Annotated in this window: 14 protein-coding genes; 1 reads left to right on the top strand and 13 read right to left on the bottom strand. The window is 59.4% G+C overall.

Annotation, left to right across the window (positions count from 1 at the left end):
• Positions 1 to 2: 2 nt before the first annotated feature.
• Positions 3 to 464: a PaaI family thioesterase gene (locus AB4O09_RS09315; protein ID WP_003204417.1), complete on the bottom strand. Its 462-nt coding sequence runs from the start codon at positions 462 to 464 to the stop codon at positions 3 to 5.
• Positions 461 to 937 (bottom strand): PaaI family thioesterase, encoded by a 477-nt coding sequence (locus AB4O09_RS09310; RefSeq protein ID WP_003204420.1) that lies wholly within the window; start codon positions 935 to 937, stop codon positions 461 to 463. The genes AB4O09_RS09315 and AB4O09_RS09310 overlap by 4 nt, the downstream gene beginning before the upstream one ends.
• A gap of 157 nt (positions 938 to 1094) precedes the next feature.
• On the opposite strand from AB4O09_RS09310, the gene AB4O09_RS09305 reads away from it, so the two are divergent.
• Positions 1095 to 1343, top strand: a complete 249-nt coding sequence (locus AB4O09_RS09305) for a hypothetical protein (RefSeq protein ID WP_003204422.1) — start codon at positions 1095 to 1097, stop codon at positions 1341 to 1343.
• A gap of 72 nt (positions 1344 to 1415) precedes the next feature.
• On the opposite strand, the gene AB4O09_RS09300 is transcribed toward AB4O09_RS09305, so the two are convergent.
• The 11 genes from AB4O09_RS09300 to sdhC form a co-directional block, all read right to left on the bottom strand.
• On the bottom strand, positions 1416 to 2153 hold the full coding sequence (locus AB4O09_RS09300; protein ID WP_003204424.1) for a DUF599 domain-containing protein: 738 nt from the start codon (positions 2151 to 2153) through the stop codon (positions 1416 to 1418).
• Between the two features lie 233 nt (positions 2154 to 2386).
• A complete protein-coding gene (gene brnQ, locus AB4O09_RS09295) occupies positions 2387 to 3700 on the bottom strand; it encodes a branched-chain amino acid transport system II carrier protein (protein WP_003204426.1) in 1314 nt (437 codons plus the stop codon).
• 526 nt (positions 3701 to 4226) lie between these two features.
• Positions 4227 to 5111 (bottom strand): succinate--CoA ligase subunit alpha, encoded by an 885-nt coding sequence (gene sucD, locus AB4O09_RS09290; RefSeq protein ID WP_003179236.1) that lies wholly within the window; start codon positions 5109 to 5111, stop codon positions 4227 to 4229.
• Positions 5111 to 6277, bottom strand: coding sequence for an ADP-forming succinate--CoA ligase subunit beta (sucC, locus tag AB4O09_RS09285; RefSeq protein WP_003179235.1), 1167 nt, complete (start codon positions 6275 to 6277; stop codon positions 5111 to 5113). The genes sucD and sucC overlap by 1 nt, the downstream gene beginning before the upstream one ends.
• Positions 6278 to 6473: 196 nt before the next feature.
• A complete protein-coding gene (lpdA, locus tag AB4O09_RS09280; protein WP_003204429.1) occupies positions 6474 to 7910 on the bottom strand; it encodes a dihydrolipoyl dehydrogenase in 1437 nt (478 codons plus the stop codon).
• Between the two features lie 113 nt (positions 7911 to 8023).
• Positions 8024 to 9247 carry a 2-oxoglutarate dehydrogenase complex dihydrolipoyllysine-residue succinyltransferase gene (gene odhB / locus AB4O09_RS09275; protein WP_053163102.1) on the bottom strand — a complete coding sequence of 408 codons (1224 nt, stop codon included), beginning with the start codon at positions 9245 to 9247 and terminating at the stop codon, positions 8024 to 8026.
• A 44-nt stretch (positions 9248 to 9291) separates the two neighbouring features.
• A complete protein-coding gene (locus tag AB4O09_RS09270) occupies positions 9292 to 12123 on the bottom strand; it encodes a 2-oxoglutarate dehydrogenase E1 component (RefSeq protein WP_003204433.1) in 2832 nt (943 codons plus the stop codon).
• A 262-nt stretch (positions 12124 to 12385) separates the two neighbouring features.
• Entirely contained in the window at positions 12386 to 13090 is a 705-nt protein-coding gene (locus AB4O09_RS09265) for a succinate dehydrogenase iron-sulfur subunit (RefSeq protein WP_003204434.1), read from the bottom strand.
• Between the two features lie 11 nt (positions 13091 to 13101).
• Positions 13102 to 14874 carry a succinate dehydrogenase flavoprotein subunit gene (sdhA, locus tag AB4O09_RS09260; protein WP_003204436.1) on the bottom strand — a complete coding sequence of 591 codons (1773 nt, stop codon included), beginning with the start codon at positions 14872 to 14874 and terminating at the stop codon, positions 13102 to 13104.
• Positions 14875 to 14877: 3 nt separating this feature from the next.
• A complete protein-coding gene (sdhD, locus tag AB4O09_RS09255) occupies positions 14878 to 15246 on the bottom strand; it encodes a succinate dehydrogenase, hydrophobic membrane anchor protein (RefSeq protein ID WP_003204438.1) in 369 nt (122 codons plus the stop codon).
• Positions 15240 to 15614 carry a succinate dehydrogenase, cytochrome b556 subunit gene (gene sdhC / locus AB4O09_RS09250; protein WP_003179220.1) on the bottom strand — a complete coding sequence of 125 codons (375 nt, stop codon included), beginning with the start codon at positions 15612 to 15614 and terminating at the stop codon, positions 15240 to 15242. Before sdhC ends, sdhD begins: the two co-directional genes overlap by 7 nt.
• Between the last annotated feature and the right edge of the window lie 357 nt (positions 15615 to 15971).

The following is a 15971-nucleotide window of genomic DNA, read 5'->3' as shown; positions in this document are numbered from 1 at the left end:
GTTCAAGGGCGATCCGGTTTTGACGGCTCCTGGATCTTGAAATGCGCCCGGGCAGTGGCGATGGGTTCGGCCTCGACGTCTTGCCAGGCGGTGATCGCGACGTTGGCGACCCGCCGGCCCTGGCGCCAGACCTGGCATTTGGCATAGGTGTCGCGAAACTGCCCGGTGCGCAGGTAATCCAGGGAAAAATCGATGATTTTCGGTATGCCTGGCGTGCCGGTGGCGATCAACAGATGCACGGCAGCGGCCAGTTCCATGAAACCGGCGATGACCCCACCATGGATGGCCGGCAGTAAAGGGTTACCAATGTTGTCTTTGTTGGCCGGCAGGCGAAACAACAAGTCGTCGCCCTGGCGCGTGCATTGGACGCCGATGAGTTGGGCATAGGGGATCGAAGCGAGCAGCAGCGCGTAGTCGCCCTGCTCGCAAGCGCGGCGCAGTTGTTCCTGAGTGATATCGGTCATGGCTGGCCCACAGCGGTCATCGGGCCGCCCTTCCCTATTCCCCTGGCATGCTGGCCCAGGCGCATGAAGGTACCCACCACATGGGCGATGGGTTGTTCGGGATCGTCCTGATAGGCGAAACCCCGGGTGAAGATCACGTCCGGGGTGACTCGGTAGCATTGCGCGAAGCCGTAGACATCCTTATGGGGCTCGGCGGCGTGCATGTAGTCGATGCGCAGGTCGAGGGTGGGACAGACTTCGAATTGCGGCAGCACACATAAGGTCGACATGCCGCACGCGGTGTCCATCAATGAGGTCAAGGCCCCGCCGTGGATGATGCCCGTCAGTGGATTGCCGACGATTTGCGGGCTGAACGGCAGGATGACCGTCAGCCCGTCACGACTGGCACTGTGCAACTTCAAGCCCAGCACCTGGCAATGCCTGAGTGCGGATAAAAAACGTGTCGCACGCTCAAAAACGGGGTCTTCGGCCATTCGATTAGCGCTCCAATGAGTGACGAGACCTGAAAACAGGCGCAATGCACAAAGTTCCATTGCAGTGCAAAGTTATATATCTGTTACGCAACAGGAACTTAATCCGAGGGGCGGCGTTCAAAAGGCCAGTAGTTATTTCCATAAGGAGAAACACCCCATGCGTAAGACTTTTGCTATTGCCTTGATGTTGGCCGCCTCCCTCGGCCTCGCTGCCTGCGATAAAAAATCCGAGGACAAAGCTCAAGATGCCCAACAACACGCTGAGCAAGCTCAGCAAGACATGAACAAAGCACAGGATAAAGTGAACGACGCGGCGAAAGAAAACGCCGAAGCCGCCAAAGCTCAGTCTGAATCGAACAGCGCCGCCCAGCAGGAAGCACCTGCTACCGCGCCTAAAACCAACTGATACGGTTTTAGCAGTAGAGAAAACCCGCCTGGTGCGGGTTTTCTTTTGCCTGCGATTTGGCGGCGACGCCTGTCAGGCCGCTTCCTTGCCCACCTCGGACACTGGCGCTTCGGTGGGGGTATAGACCATCACGTCCAGCACATCGGAGTGAAACTCGCGCTGATACAGCACGAACACCACACCAGCACTCATCAGCATGAATAACCACGGGCTGACGAACCACGCCAACATGGTCATGCCGAAGTAATAGGCACGCAGGCCGAAGTTGAACTGGTTGGCGGCCATGGAGATCACTCGCGCCGCCCTCAGCGCAAAGGCCTTGCGCTCCTGCTCCGACACATGGCGCTCGCCGATCATCGGCGCCGAGCCAATCAGCACTGCCGCAAAGTTGTATTGGCGCATGCACCAGCTGAACGTGAAGAACGCATACACGAACACCAGTGCCAGGCACAGCAACTTGACCTCCGCCATGCCCTGGGAAGCCTGCTGCACCATCGGTATGTCCGCCAGCAACGACACCGCCCGATCAGATGCCCCGAGTACCGTCAGGATACCGGCCAGGATGATCAGCGTGCTGGAGGCGAAGAAGGATGCATTGCGCTCCAGGTTGCCGATCACGCTGGCATCGGCGATACGGTTCTCACGCAGCAACATGCGGCGCATCCAGTCTTCGCGGTACAGGTGCATCACGCTGGCCAGGCACGCCGTGTCGCGCGCCTTCCAAGAGGCATAACGGGTGTAGCCCGCCCAGCAGATGATGAACCAGGCGGCGGCAAGCAGGTGGATCAGGTTGGCTTGGATGAATGACATTCGATTTCCTGTGACGAAACAAAATCTGTGGCAATAGTATCAGCGAACCCTGTGGGAGCGAGCCTGCTCGCGATAGCGGTATAACTTTCACTTCGATGTCGGCAGTTCCAACGCTATCGCGAGCAGGCTCGCTCCCACAGTCCACGGAAAAAGACACTGCACTCAAAAAAAATGCCCCGTATCGATTGATACGGGGCATTTCAGTTCTTGCCGATGGATCTGCCCGTTGTCGCTTAAGCCAAGGCTTCGCTGCGCTTGCCCAGCAGGCGATCGCACACCACCGCGACCGCCAGGGTCATCACCGAAGGCACCAGCCAGGCCAGGCCCTGCTCGCTCAGCGGCAGGTGGGCCAGTTGCGCCGGCATCCAGTCCACCAGGCCGGCCCCCTTGAGCGCATCGATCAGGCCAAACAGGAACGACACCAGCATCACCGGGCCAACGATGCGCCCCTGCTCGTGCCAGAAGTCCTTGCAGAAGCTCAGGGCCACCAGGGCGATGCACGGCGGATAGATCGCGGTGAGGACCGGAATCGAGAACGCGATCAGCTTGGTCAGGCCCAGGTTGGACACCAGCAGCGAAAAAGCCGCCAGGATCACGACCAAGGTCTTGTAGGACAGCGGCAGGACGCGGCTGAAGTACTCGGCGCAGGCGCAGGTCAGGCCGACTGCGGTCACCAGGCACGCCAGGGAGATCAACACCGCAAGGAAACCGCTGCCCAGGCTGCCGAAGGTGTGTTGCACGTAGGCATGCAGCACAGCGGCGCCGTTGGTTGCGCCCACGGCCACTTCATGGCTGCCCGAACCCAGGCGGAACAGGCTGACGTAGACCAGCGCCAGGCCCACCCCGGCGATCAGCCCGGCGATGATCGCATAGCGGGTGATCAAGGCCGGCGACTCGACGCCCCGGGAACGGATCGCGTTGACGATGACAATGCCGAACACCAAGGCGCCCAGGGTATCCATGGTCAGGTAGCCATTGATGAACCCTTGGGAGAACGGTGCCGCGATGTACTCGGGGGTCGCCACGCCGATATCACCCGCGGGCAAGGCAAACGCCGCGATGCCGAGCACGGCCAGGGCGATGATCTTCAGTGGCGCGAGGAAGCGCCCGACGGTGTCCAGCAGACGGCCCGGATAGAGCGAGATGAAAAACACCAGCAGGAAATACACTGCGCTGTAGAGGAACAGCGCCAGCGGGCTTTCACCGGTCAACGGCGCCAGGCCGACTTCGAACGAAACGGTGGCGGTACGCGGCGTGGCGAACAACGGGCCGACGGCCAGGTAGCACACTGCCGCCAGTACACCACCGGCGAGCTTGCCGATGGGGCTGCTCAAGGCGTCCATCGCACCGCCCACCTTGGCCAGTGCAACGACCGTGATGACCGGTAGCCCGACCGCCGTGATCAAAAAGCCCAGCGCCGCCATCCAGACATGAGGTCCGGACTGCAAACCGACGATAGGCGGGAAGATGATGTTGCCGGCCCCGACGAACAGGGCAAATGTCATGAAACCAAGCGCCAGGATGTCCTGGCCTTTCAACACTTTCATTAAGGAAACCACACTACTGAATCGGAATTTAGAGAGGGATTTCCCTTATGGGTGAGGGAAATGCTGCCGATCCGTATGGGACCGACCCGTTTAGCGCGGCGCTTCCTTGTGGGCAGCGGTCGCAAAAATGGCTGCTAGCCTAACGAATTTAGCGAGAGAACGCACTGTTAAGGGGCGAACTATCCGATGCGCGACGTTCGCGTGTCGCGTTTACGTATCTATTTTCCTGCGAAGCCCCTTGCTGTAAGGGCCTTTATCTGTGGAGCAAGGCTTTGTGGGAGCAAGGCTTGCCCGCGATAGCGTCAGCGTGAACTGACAGATAGAACTGAGTCGCCTGCATCGCGGGCAAGCCTTGCTCCCACAGGGCCTTGTTCTCACAAAGCCTTGCTCCCACAGGGCCTTGTTCTCACAAAGCCTTGCTCCCACAGGGCCTTGTTCTCACAAAGCCTTGCTTCAACAGTGCCGGAAACGACAAAGGCCACCCGAAGGTGGCCTTTGTTGCTGGAACGAAAAGGTCAGCCGAAGCTTACTTCTTCATTTCCCAGCCAGTCAGCTCAGCCAGGGCCTTGCCGATGTCTGCCAGCGAACGCACGGTTTTCACGCCTGCGTCTTGCAGTGCAGCGAATTTCTCGTCTGCAGTGCCTTTGCCGCCAGAGATGATTGCGCCAGCATGGCCCATGCGCTTGCCCGGAGGAGCAGTCACACCAGCGATGTAGGAAACAACCGGCTTGGTCACGTTGGCCTTGATGTAGGCAGCCGCTTCTTCTTCAGCCGAACCGCCGATCTCACCGATCATGACGATCGCTTCGGTCTTCGGGTCTTCCTGGAACAGCTTCAGGATGTCGATGAAGTTCGAGCCTGGGATCGGGTCACCGCCGATGCCGACGCAAGTCGACTGACCGAAACCGGCGTCAGTGGTCTGCTTCACAGCTTCGTAGGTCAGGGTGCCGGAACGGGAAACGATACCGACCTTGCCTGGCAAGTGAATGTGACCTGGCATGATGCCGATCTTGCATTCGCCTGGAGTGATCACGCCTGGGCAGTTAGGGCCGATCAGGGTGATACCCAGCTCGTCGCACTTGACCTTGGCTTCCAGCATGTCGATGGTCGGGATGCCTTCGGTGATGCAGACGATCAGCTTGATGCCGCCGAACGCTGCTTCAAGGATGGAGTCCTTGCAGAAAGGAGCTGGAACGTAGATCACGCTGGCGGTGGCGCCAGTGGCAGCTACAGCGTCTTTCACGGTGTTGAACACTGGCAGGCCCAGGTGCTCGGTGCCGCCCTTGCCCGGTGTTACGCCGCCAACCATCTTGGTGCCGTATTCGATGGCTTGCTGGGTGTGGAAACTACCTTGCGAACCGGTAATACCCTGGCAGATAACCTTGGTGTCTTTATTGATCAGGACGCTCATTATTTGCCCTCCGCAGCTTTGACAACTTGTTGAGCAGCGTCGGTCAGGCTGGTAGCAGCGATGATGTTCAAACCGCTTTCTGCCAGTACTTTAGCGCCCAGCTCAGCGTTGTTGCCTTCAAGGCGAACAACAACCGGGATTTTCACGCCAACTTCTTTCACGGCGCCGATGATGCCTTCGGCAATCATGTCGCAGCGAACGATGCCGCCGAAGATGTTGACCAGTACTGCAGCGACGTTGGTGTCGGACAGGATGATCTTGAACGCTTCGGTTACGCGTTCCTTGGTAGCACCACCGCCCACGTCGAGGAAGTTGGCTGGCTTGCCGCCATGCAGGTTGACGATGTCCATGGTACCCATGGCCAGGCCGGCACCGTTGACCATGCAGCCGATGTTACCTTCCAGGGCCACGTAGTTCAGTTCGAACTTGGCAGCGTGCGCTTCGCGCGGATCGTCTTGCGACGGATCGTGGAAAGTCTTCAGCTTAGGCTGACGGTACATGGCGTTGGCATCGATGTTGATCTTGGCATCGAGGCAGTGCAGGTCGCCGTCGGCCTTGATCACCAGCGGGTTCACTTCCAGCAGTGCCAGGTCGTGGTCCTGGAACAGCTTGGCCAGACCTACGAAGATCTTGGCGAATTGAGTGACCTGCTTGCCTTCCAGGCCCAGCTGGAATGCCAGCTCGCGACCCTGGAATGGCTGTGCGCCAACCAGTGGATCGATGGTGGCCTTGAGGATTTTCTCAGGGGTATCGTGAGCGATTTTCTCGATGTCCACGCCACCTTCGGTGGAAGCCATGAACACGATGCGGCGGCTCGAACGGTCAACGACAGCGCCCAGGTACAGCTCTTTAGCGATATCAGTGCACGATTCAACCAGGATCTTGGTGACTGGCTGACCGTTGGCGTCAGTCTGGTAAGTCACCAGACGCTTGCCCAGCCACTGCTGTGCGAAGGCTTTGGCGTCTTCTTTGCTGCGAACCAGCTTGACGCCGCCCGCTTTACCGCGACCACCGGCGTGAACCTGGGCTTTGACAACCCATTCGCTGCCGCCGATTTTGTCGCAAGCTTCTGCTGCCGCTTCCGGGGTGTCTACCGCGTAACCGGTGGATACTGGCAGGCCGTACTCAGCGAACAGCTGCTTACCCTGATACTCGTGAAGATTCATGCTTATTACCGTCTTCGTTAGGTACTGCGCATTCGGTGCTGCACCGTTCTGGTGCCGCACCACCTGTGACTGCTGCTTGCGTAGCGTTCCGGTTAACCGGTTCGGCTACGCAAGGCTGCGTCCAGCGGATATTCCGCGGTGAGTCTTGCTCGCAAGGCTCACGACGGGCCAAACCGCCGTGGTTTCTTATTGTCTATTAACGCTTCTTGCGGTTGGCCACGTGGATGGCGCCGCCATTTACGGCCAGGGCCGCTTCGTGCAAGGCTTCGGACAGGGTCGGATGGGAGAAGACCATCATGCCCAGATCTTCAGCGCTGGTGCCGAATTCCATGCCGATCGCGCCTTGCTGTACCAGCTCGGCAGCGCTTGGGCCAATGACGTGAACGCCCAATACGCGATCCGTCTTGGCATCGGCGATGACTTTCACGAAACCACCGGTATCGTTGGCTGCCATGGCACGGCCACTGGCTGCGAACGGGAAGGTGCCGACGTTAACTTCAACGCCTTCGGCTTTCAAGGCCTGCTCGGTCTTGCCAACCCATGCGATTTCCGGGTGGGTGTAGATAACCGAAGGGATCAGGTCGTAGTTCATCTGGGCTTTGTGGCCCTTGATGCGCTCGACAACCATGATGCCTTCTTCGGATGCCTTGTGTGCCAGCATCATGCCGCGAACCACGTCACCGATGGCGAAGACGCCCGGTACCGCGGTTGCGCACTGGTCGTCGACGGCAATGAAGCCGCGCTCGTCGATTTCCACGCCGCTATCGGCAGCCAGCAGGTCAGTGGTCACAGGACGACGGCCGACCGCGACGATCAGCTTGTCGAAGGTGATGGTCTGTTCGCCGTTGGTGTCGGTGTAGGTCACCACGACTTCTTCGCCGTTGACCTTCGAACCGGTCACGCGAGCGCCCAGCTTGATGTCCAGGCCCTGTTTGGTCAGGGTTTTCAGCGCTTCCTTGGAAACCGCAGCGTCAGCGGCCATCAGGAAGGTATCGAGGGCTTCCAGTACGGTCACTTGCGCACCCAGGCGCGACCATACCGAACCCAGCTCGAGGCCGATCACGCCAGCGCCGATCACGCCCAGGCGTTTTGGCACGGTCTGGAATTCCAGGGCACCGGTGGAATCGACGATCACGTTCTGGTCGACCGGAGCCGGTGGAATGTCGATCGGACGCGAGCCTGGCGCCAGGATGACGTTCTCGGCTTCGATCACTTCAACCGAGCCGTCTGGCTTGGTCACTTCGACTTTCTTGCCCATCAGCAGCTTGCCGTGGCCTTGGATCGAGGTCACGCCGTTGGCCTTGAACAGGGTGGCAACACCGCTGGTCAGGTTCTTGACGATGTTGGCCTTGCGACCCACCATCGCCGGCACGTCCATCTTCACGTCGCCCGTGCTGATGCCGTGGATCGCGAAGCCGTCTTGGGCTTCGTGGAACTTCCAGGAGCTGTCCAGCAGCGCCTTGGAAGGAATGCAGCCGACGTTCAGGCAAGTACCGCCGAGGGCCAGCTTGCCCTCCTTGTCGGTGTATTTCTCGATGCAGGCAGTGGTAAGGCCCAGTTGCGCAGCCTTGATGGCCGCTACGTAGCCGCCAGGGCCCGCACCAATCACTACCACGTCGAATTTCTGAGTCATGAGTCATTCCTTTTCGAATCAAACCGGACGGTCACTTGTGATGACCGTCGAGGGACGAAACCGGTTGTTTCAGCAAGAGGCCGGTCAAAACAGACCGGCCCTCGCGGCGAAAATCAGATATCCAGCAGCAGACGAGCCGGATCTTCAAGCAGGTTCTTGATGGTTACCAGGAACGTCACGGCTTCTTTACCGTCGATCAGGCGGTGATCGTAGGACAGTGCCAGGTACATCATCGGACGAATCACGACTTGACCATTGATCGCCATAGGACGCTGCAGAATGTTGTGCATGCCCAGGATAGCCGCTTGCGGCGGGTTGACGATCGGGGTCGACATCATCGAACCGAATGTACCACCGTTGGTGATGGTGAACGTACCGCCGGTCATCTCTTCGATGGACAGCTTGCCGTCACGGGCCTTCTTGCCGAAGGTGGCGATGCCGCCTTCGATTTCGGCCAGGCTCATCAGTTCGGCGTTGCGCAGTACCGGAACCACCAGGCCACGGTCGCTGGAAACAGCGACACCGATGTCGGCGTAGCCGTGGTAGACGATGTCGGAACCGTCGATCGACGCGTTGACGGCCGGGAAGCGTTTCAGCGCTTCGGTGGCAGCCTTGACGAAGAACGACATGAAGCCCAGGCGTACGCCATTGTGGGACTTCTCGAACAGATCCTTGTACTTCGAACGCAGGGCCATGACTTCGGTCATGTCGACTTCGTTGAAGGTGGTCAGCATCGCCATGTTCGACTGGGCTTCTACCAGACGCTTGGCCACGGTAGCGCGAACGCGGGTCATCGGAACGCGTTTTTCAACGCGGTCACCGGCAGCGAACACCGGAGCGGCAGCGGCAGGTGCGGCAGGCTTGGCTGGCGCGGCGGCTGGAGCGGCTTTCTTGGCGGCAACGGCTGCAACCACGTCTTCCTTGGTCACGCGACCACCCTTGCCGGTGCCGGCAACGGAAGCGATGTTGATGCCGTTCTCTTCAGCCAGCTTGCGCGCAGCAGGGGCAGCGACTGGATCGTCTTCGCCACCAGCGGCTGGCGCGGCGGCCTGGGCGGCAGCCGGTGCAGCAGCGGCGGCCGGAGCAGCAGCGGCAGCACCGCCTTCTTCGATCGAGCCCAGGACCTGGTTCGACAGAACGGTAGCGCCCTCCTCGGCAATGATTGCGCCCAGCACGCCGTCAGCTTCGGCCAATACTTCCAGCACGACCTTGTCGGTCTCGATGTCGACGATCAGGTCGTCACGCTTGACGGCCTCGCCTGGTTTCTTGTGCCAGGTGGCAACGGTGCCATCGGCAACCGATTCCGGGAATGACGGGGCTTTGATTTCGATAGCCATTATCTGTGGGTCCTTAAAATTCGGTTTCAGTCAGCGCGAAGGCGTTAAACAGTGAAGGCATCTTGCAGCAGTTTTTCCTGCTGCTCGGCGTGCATCGACGCATAACCACACGCAGGTGCAGCGGAAGCATCACGGCCGGCATACTCCAAGACCAGGGCCTTGTTATGGTTGCCGATGCTGCGACGCAGGTGATGCTGGCTGCTGTACCAAGCGCCTTGGTTCATCGGTTCTTCCTGACACCACACCACATGGGTGAGGTTGGTGTAAGGCGCGATGGCCTCCATCAGGTCTTCTTCCGGGAACGGGTAAAGCTGCTCGATACGCACGATGGCGATGTCTTCGCGGCCTTCGGCACGACGTTTTTCCAGCAGGTCGTAGTAGACCTTGCCGCTGCACAGGACCAGGCGAGTCACCTTCGCCGCGTCCAGGGTGTCGATTTCCGAAATAACGGTCTGGAACGAGCCTTCGGCCAGATCCTCGAGCGTGGAGATCGCCAGTTTGTGACGCAGCAGCGACTTGGGTGTCAGCACGATCAGCGGCTTGCGCAGCGGACGGATGACCTGACGACGCAGCAGGTGGTAGATCTGTGCCGGCGTCGTCGGTACGCAGACCTGGACGTTGTGCTCGGCGCACAACTGCAGGTAACGCTCCAGACGTGCCGAAGAGTGCTCCGGCCCCTGCCCTTCATAACCGTGCGGCAACAGCATGGTCAGACCGCAGAGACGGCCCCACTTGTGTTCGCCACTGGTGATGAACTGGTCGACAACCACCTGGGCACCGTTGGCGAAGTCGCCGAACTGGGCTTCCCAGATCACCAGCGCATTCGGCTCGGTGGTGGAGTAGCCATATTCGAACGCCAGGACGGCTTCTTCGGACAGCAGCGAATCGTACAGGTCGAAACGTGGCTGGCCTTTGTACAGGTGTTGCAGCGGGATGTAGGTGCTGGCGTCTTTCTGGTTGTGCAGCGCCGCGTGGCGGTGCGAGAAAGTGCCGCGGCCTACGTCCTGGCCGGTGATGCGCACCGGGTGACCTTCGAATGCCAGGGTCGCGTACGCCATGGTTTCGGCATAACCCCAGTTGATCGGCAGGCCGCCGGCTTGCATCTTCTGCCGGTCTTCGTAGATTTTCGCGACCTGGCGCTGAACCACGAAGCCGTCCGGGATTTCCAACAGCTTGGCGGACAGTTCCTGCAGGGTCTTGAGGTCGAAACGGGTGTCGTGACGCGCGGTCCAGGCGTGGCCCAGGTACGGACGCCAGTCCACGAACAGCTCTTTGTTCGGCTCTTTGACCAGGCTTTTTACAACGTGCAGGCCGTTATCCAGGGCATTGCGATATTCATCGACTTTTTCCTGGACGCGCGCTGCATCCAGCACACCGCCCTGGGTCAGGCGCTCGGCATACAGCTCACGGGTGGTGCGCTGCTTGGCGATCTGCTGGTACATCAGCGGTTGAGTACCGCTTGGCTCGTCGGCCTCGTTGTGGCCGCGACGACGGTAGCAGACCAGGTCGATCACCACGTCGCGCTTGTACTGCATGCGGTAGTCGATGGCCAACTGGGTCACGAACAGCACGGCTTCCGGGTCATCGCCATTCACATGGAGAATCGGCGCCTGGATCATTTTCGCAACGTCGGTTGCGTACTCGGTAGAGCGCGAGTCTTCCGGGTTGCTGATGGTGAAACCGACCTGGTTGTTGATCACGATGTGCACGGTACCGCCGGTTTTGAAACCGCGGGTCTGCGACATCTGGAAGGTTTCCATGACCACGCCTTGACCGGCGAATGCCGCGTCACCGTGGATGGAGATCGGCAGCACCTTCTCGCCGGTCGGATCGTTGCGACGATCCTGGCGCGCACGGACCGAACCCTCGACCACCGGGGAAACGATTTCCAGGTGGGACGGGTTGAAGGCCATGGCCAGGTGGACTTCGCCACCTGTGGTCATTACGTTGGACGAGAAGCCCTGGTGGTACTTCACGTCACCGGAACCCAGTTCGACCTTCTTCTTGCCTTCGAACTCGTCGAACAGCTCGCGCGGGTTCTTGCCGAAGGTGTTGACCAGTACGTTCAGGCGGCCACGGTGGGCCATGCCGATGACAACTTCCTTGGTGCCGTAGGAACCGGAACGCTGGATCAGCTCATCGAGCATTGGAATCAGGCTCTCGCCGCCTTCCAGGCCGAAACGCTTGGTGCCCGGGTATTTGGTACCCAGGTATTTCTCCAGGCCTTCACCGGCGGTGACGCGCTCGAGCAAGTGGCTCTTGATGTCGGCGGAGTACGTCGGACGGCCACGAACGCTTTCCAGACGCTGCTGGAACCACTGGCGCTGCTCGGAATCGGTGATATGCGTAAATTCAGCGCCGATGGTGCGGCAATATGTCTGCTGCAACGCTTCGTGAATTTCGCGTAGGCTCGCTTCCTCTTTGCCGATGAACAGGTCGCCGGCACGGAAGGTCGTATCAAGGTCGGCATTGGTCAAGCCGTAGTGAGTGATCGACAGGTCTGCAGGTGCAGGACGCTGCCACAGTCCCAGCGGGTCAAGCTGGGCTGCCTGGTGGCCACGCATCCGGTAGGCCTGGATCAGTCGCAATACTTCAACTTGCTTCTTCTCGTGCTCGGAGCTCACGCTGCCGGCAGACACCGGTTGAGCGCGGCGCTGGTTCTTCGCCAGCAGCACGAAATGATCGCGAATCGTCGAGTGCGAAACATCAGTGGCAGAGTTACCGTCAGCCGGCAACTTCTGAAAGTAGGTGCGCCATTCTTCTGGCACAGCGTTAGGGTCGTGCAGGTAGAGCTCGTAAAGCTCTTCCACATAGGCAGCGTTACCACCGGAAAGGTGGGCACTGTTCCACATGCGCTGCATCACGCTTTCTTGCATGCTTGGTCACCCTCGATTAGGGGAACACCACCGGCGAAAACACCGAGCAAACTTGCAGAAGTCCGAGTGCAGCGACTAAAACAAGCCACTTAGGATCACGCTGATAGTCCGGGTACCAGCCCGGATGCCCCTGCTTGTCTCATTTCTTCAAAATAAGAACTGCCGCTTTGTGAGCGGCTGTTCTGGTTATAGCCATGACGCGGGTTGAAGCCCGCGCCCTGGCCTTTACGGGTACAACGGTCCTACGGGTACAGCAGCTGAATCAAACGCCGCTTTGCAGCAGCATGTTACGAATGTGACCGATGGCCTTAGTCGGGTTCAGGCCTTTCGGACAGACGTTGACGCAGTTCATGATCCCGCGGCAGCGGAATACGCTGAACGGGTCATCCAGCGAAGCCAGACGCTCGGACGTCTTGGTGTCACGGCTGTCTGCCAGGAAGCGGTACGCTTGCAGCAGGGCGGCCGGGCCCAGGAACTTGTCCGGGTTCCACCAGAACGATGGGCACGAGGTCGAGCAGCAAGCGCACAGGATGCACTCGTACAGACCGTCGAGCTTCTCACGCTCTTCAGGAGTCTGCAGACGCTCGATGGCCGGAGCCGGCGTGTCGTTCTGCAGGAATGGCTTCACCTTCTCGTATTGCTTGTAGAAGATGCTCATATCGACGACCAGGTCACGGATAACCGGCAAACCTGGCAGCGGACGAACGATCAGCTTGTTGCCCTTGACCACGGCAGACAGCGGCGTGATGCACGCCAGGCCGTTCTTGCCGTTGATGTTCATGCCGTCGGAGCCGCAAACGCCCTCACGGCAAGAGCGACGATAGGAGAAACCCTCGTCCTGCTCTTTGATCAGGGCCAGCACGTCCAGCACCATCAGGTCTTTACCACCGGTATCGACCTGGAAGTCCTGCATGAACGGCGCAGCGTCCTGATCAGGGTTGTAGCGATAAACACTGACTTGCAACATAGCGGTCACCCTTAATAAGTCCGGACTTTTGGTTCGAAAGTCGGAACAGTCTTCGGCGAGAAGTTCACGGCACGCTTGGCGACGCGTTTTTCACCCGGGAAGTACAAGGTGTGGCACAGCCAGTTTTCGTCGTCACGGTCTTCGAAGTCTTCGCGGGCGTGGGCGCCACGGGACTCTTTACGCACTTCTGCGGCGATGGCGGTGGCTTCGGCCACTTCCAGCAGGTTCTGCAATTCCAGCGCTTCGATACGGGCAGTGTTGAACGCCTGCGACTTATCGTTGATCTTCACGTTGGCGATTCGTTCACGCAATTGCGCCAGCTGGGCAATACCCTTCTGCATGTATTCGCCGGTACGGAATACACCGAAGTAGTTCTGCATGCAGTTTTGCAACTCACGACGCAGGGTCGCCACGTCTTCGCCTTCGGTACGCTCGTTCAGAGCGGACAGACGCGCCAGGGCAGCTTCGATGTTGGCGTCGGTGGCATCGTCATATTCGATACCGTCGGACAGCGCTTTTTCCAGGTGCAGGCCGGCAGCGCGACCGAAGACCACCAGGTCGAGCAACGAGTTGCCGCCCAGACGGTTGGCACCGTGGACCGATACGCAAGCCACTTCACCCACTGCGAACAGGCCAGGGATGATTGCGTCCACGCCTTCGGCGTTCTGGGTGATCGCCTGGCCATGAATGTTGGTGGCAACGCCGCCCATCATATAGTGGCAGGTTGGAACCACTGGAACTGGCGCAACGACCGGGTCGACGTGAGCGAAGGTCTTGGACAGTTCGCAGATGCCTGGCAGGCGGCTGTGCAGCACTTCCTCGCCCAGGTGGTCGAGCTTGAGCATCACGTGGTCGCCATTCGGACCGCAACCGTTGCCAGCGATGATTTCTTTAACCATCGAACGGGCAACCACGTCACGACCGGCAAGGTCCTTGGCGTTCGGAGCATAACGCTCCATGAAACGCTCGCCGTGCTTGTTGATCAGGTAACCACCTTCACCACGGCAACCTTCGGTCACCAGTACACCGGCGCCGGCGATGCCGGTCGGGTGGAACTGCCACATTTCGATGTCTTGTACCGGCACGCCAGCACGCAGGGCCATGCCGACGCCGTCACCGGTGTTGATCAGGGCATTGGTGGTGGATGCGTAGATACGGCCTGCACCGCCGGTCGCCAGTACGGTGGCCTTGGCGCGGATGTAGGTGGTTTCGCCGGTTTCGATGCAGATCGCGATCACGCCGACGAAGGCGCCGTCCTGGTTTTTCACCAGGTCAACGGCGTAGTACTCGTTCAGGAACGTGGTACCGGCTTTCAGGTTGCCCTGGTACAGGGTGTGCAGCAGCGCGTGACCGGTACGGTCGGACGCCGCGCAAGTACGTGCAGCCTGGCCGCCCTTGCCGTAGTCCTTGGACTGGCCACCGAACGGACGCTGGTAGATACGACCTTGCTCGGTACGCGAGAATGGCATGCCCATGTGGTCCAGCTCGAACACCGCAGCCGGGCCTTCCTGACACATGTACTCGATAGCGTCCTGGTCACCGATGTAGTCGGAACCCTTGACGGTATCGTACATGTGCCAGCGCCAGTCATCGTTCGGGTCGGCCGAAGCGATGGCGCAGGTGATGCCGCCCTGGGCGGAAACAGTGTGCGAACGGGTCGGGAAAACCTTGGTGATCACGGCAGTCTTGTGACCGCCCTGTGCCAGTTGCAGCGCTGCGCGCATGCCGGCACCGCCACCACCAATGATGATGGCGTCGAAAGAAATCGTTGGAATGTTAGCCATGGATCAGATACCCCAGAGAATCTGCACACCCCAGACGAAGTAAGCGAACATCGCAACGCCGCATACTGCCTGGAAGAGGAAACGTACGGCAGTCGCCGACTTGCCGAACGCCATTGGCGTCAGGTAGTCGGTCGCGATGGTCCACATGCCGACCCAGGCGTGAGCGCCCAGTGCAACAAGTGCCAGCAGACTGAAGATACGCATCCAGTTGTTTGCGAACAGTTCATGCCATTGGGCGTAGCCCAGGCCTGGGTTTGCTACGACATATCCGATCAGGAAGATGAAGTAAGCCGCGAGAACGACCGCAGACACACGCTGCGCCATCCAGTCATAGAGGCCCGAACGCGAAAGGTTCGTGACGTTGGTTACCATATCCAGACTCCTGCCAGAACGATCAGCACCGCAGACACGGCGATAATGATTTTCGAGCCCAGCTTGCCGCCTTCCAGCGTCTCACCGATGCCCATGTCCATGATCAAGTGGCGCACACCGGCAACCAAGTGATACAGCAAGGCGGACAGGATGCCCCAAATCACTAGCTTGGCTAGCGGACTGGTCAGACACGCTTTCACCTGACCGAAGCCTTCTTCCGAATCGAGCGACTTGTCCAATGCATAAAGCATGATGGCCAGGCTGACGAAGAGGATGACACCGGAAATACGGTGAAGAATGGACGTGTAAGCAGTGACTGGGAGTTTGATGGTCCTTAGGTCTAGGTTTACAGGTCGTTGGCTTTTCACGGCTTTTTTTTCACACTGAAGAGCCCCTAACAATCAGGGCAAAGTTGTTGGGGCGCGCACTGGTCAGGTACTCACCACCCAGGGAGTGACGACCCCCAAGAAAGCAGGCCCAAAAGCCCCTGGCGGTCGGTGGCCGAGTATAGACAGTTAGGCTACTAATGACAACGCGTTCACCTTCCCCTAATAGCGCATTGCACATACGACGCAAAAGGCGTAAACGGCAGGTAATTTCGCGGAAAAAGTCCGGTTAAAGCCTTCTGGAGCAAGACTTTAGGCAAATTGACTTTCGAATTTATCTCACTATAGTGGTGCGGGCCCTGCGTGGGGGGTCTGTCTGATGATTTCAAGCATTAATAG

This window comes from Pseudomonas sp. H1_F01 (genome assembly GCF_054681425.1).
Note: the sequence above shows the minus strand (reverse complement) of the source record. Positions and strands in the feature narration are given on the sequence as shown.

Coding starts and splice junctions, on each gene's coding strand:
- AB4O09_RS09315 (WP_003204417.1), bottom strand. CDS start 464: ATGACCGATATCACTCAGGAACAACTGCGCCGCGCTTGCGAGCAGGGC.
- AB4O09_RS09310 (WP_003204420.1), bottom strand. CDS start 937: ATGGCCGAAGACCCCGTTTTTGAGCGTGCGACACGTTTTTTATCCGCA.
- AB4O09_RS09305 (WP_003204422.1), top strand. CDS start 1,095: ATGCGTAAGACTTTTGCTATTGCCTTGATGTTGGCCGCCTCCCTCGGC.
- AB4O09_RS09300 (WP_003204424.1), bottom strand. CDS start 2,153: ATGTCATTCATCCAAGCCAACCTGATCCACCTGCTTGCCGCCGCCTGG.
- brnQ (WP_003204426.1), bottom strand. CDS start 3,700: ATGAAAGTGTTGAAAGGCCAGGACATCCTGGCGCTTGGTTTCATGACA.
- sucD (WP_003179236.1), bottom strand. CDS start 5,111: ATGAGCGTCCTGATCAATAAAGACACCAAGGTTATCTGCCAGGGTATT.
- sucC (WP_003179235.1), bottom strand. CDS start 6,277: ATGAATCTTCACGAGTATCAGGGTAAGCAGCTGTTCGCTGAGTACGGC.
- lpdA (WP_003204429.1), bottom strand. CDS start 7,910: ATGACTCAGAAATTCGACGTGGTAGTGATTGGTGCGGGCCCTGGCGGC.
- odhB (WP_053163102.1), bottom strand. CDS start 9,247: ATGGCTATCGAAATCAAAGCCCCGTCATTCCCGGAATCGGTTGCCGAT.
- AB4O09_RS09270 (WP_003204433.1), bottom strand. CDS start 12,123: ATGCAAGAAAGCGTGATGCAGCGCATGTGGAACAGTGCCCACCTTTCC.
- AB4O09_RS09265 (WP_003204434.1), bottom strand. CDS start 13,090: ATGTTGCAAGTCAGTGTTTATCGCTACAACCCTGATCAGGACGCTGCG.
- sdhA (WP_003204436.1), bottom strand. CDS start 14,874: ATGGCTAACATTCCAACGATTTCTTTCGACGCCATCATCATTGGTGGT.
- sdhD (WP_003204438.1), bottom strand. CDS start 15,246: ATGGTAACCAACGTCACGAACCTTTCGCGTTCGGGCCTCTATGACTGG.